General features: G+C 26.6%; 2 protein-coding genes. Both read right to left on the bottom strand.

Features of this window, described 5'->3' with window-relative positions; all coding sequences use genetic code 11:
• Positions 1 to 26: 26 nt before the first annotated feature.
• Positions 27 to 938 carry an IS3 family transposase gene (locus BUA90_RS12060; protein WP_278302816.1) on the bottom strand — a complete coding sequence of 304 codons (912 nt, stop codon included), beginning with the start codon at positions 936 to 938 and terminating at the stop codon, positions 27 to 29.
• A 17-nt stretch (positions 939 to 955) separates the two neighbouring features.
• The gene (locus BUA90_RS12055) at positions 956 to 1,273 is read right to left on the bottom strand and encodes a transposase (protein ID WP_072968880.1); all 318 of its coding nucleotides are present in this window, start codon (positions 1,271 to 1,273) and stop codon (positions 956 to 958) included.
• Between the last annotated feature and the right edge of the window lie 71 nt (positions 1,274 to 1,344).

The raw sequence follows: 1,344 nt of genomic DNA, 5'->3' as shown, positions 1-1,344 counted from the left end.
CGGTTTGACCCCTTAAATTTGGACAATTAAACTCTAACAACTAACTTTTTCTTAATATTGCTTGAGTTTTCTCTATAAAATTCCATAGGTGTCATATAACCAATAGCTGAATGAATTCTTGTATTATTATAGTAATCAATATATTTCACAACTTCTTTATAAGCTTCTTTGAAACTTGTAAAACTAAAATATTTTAAGCATTCATTCTGAAGCAGGTTATGAAAAGATTCAATATGAGCATTCTTATTTGGTGTCTTAACAGGAATTTGCTCATGATGCATATTAAGTTTTTCACAAGTATATTTGAATATATTACTTACAAATTGTGAACCATTGTCAGTACGTATAATTGGCTTAATTTTACTAGATAACAAATTTCTTTTAATCAATGCATTTATCAAAGTTGCTTTTGCATCTTTTGCAGTACAACTTAATCCAATATGATAATCTATAATACTTCTGTCAAATACATCAATGATAGATAAAATATAAAAAAACTTTTTACTACTAGTTATATAGCCATACTTTACATCAGCTTCCCAAAGCTGATTAGAACCTGTAATAGTTCTATTTATTGCTATCTTTCTTGGATATTTAGGTTTTATTTTTCTTTGAGGTTTAAGTATACTAAGTTGTTTGCATAATCTATACACTTTCTTTTTATTGATAATTAGATTATATTTCTTTCTTAAAAGATAAGTAATTTTTAAATATCCATAACAGTAGGCTTCGCCTTTTATTAATTCTTTAATATATTTCATTATTTTTAAATCATTTATCTTTTGACCAAAAGTGTTGTAGCTATATCCTGGAATAGGTCGACCTTTTCCAAAATAATTATGTGTATTTCTATTAGTTTTATTTTGATGATAATACCAAGTAGAACGACTAATACCTATTATTTTAAGAACTAAAGAAACTTTATAACCTTTAGATATCCATTTTTCTGCGATATCTAATCTATCTTTAAGTCTTGGTTTGTTTTTTTTAAAAGATCACGAAGAATTTGTATTTCAAGTTCTTTTTCACCTAAAAGTTTCTTTAGTTGTTCATTTTCTTTTTCTAGTATCTGAGACTCAACATCTTTATTAGTAGTTTTGGAAGTTTGTTTAGAAACTGTTGTTTTTCCATATTTTTTATAGTTATTTATCCATCTTGATAAGGTAACCGGATGAATATCATGACGTCTTGCTACTATACCTTGTTCACCAGTTTCTAAGGCTTCTTTAACTACTTTAACTCTAAATTCTTCAGTGAGTTGTTTTTTTGGCACTTAAATCCACCCCCTAAATTTATTATATTTCTATGGTTAATTTTGTCCAAATCTATTAGGGGGCTAAAAAG

The sequence above is a fragment of the Caminicella sporogenes DSM 14501 genome, from assembly GCF_900142285.1.
Taxonomy (GTDB): Bacteria; Bacillota; Clostridia; order Peptostreptococcales; family Caminicellaceae; genus Caminicella; species Caminicella sporogenes.
This window is presented reverse-complemented; position numbering and strand designations above follow the sequence as displayed.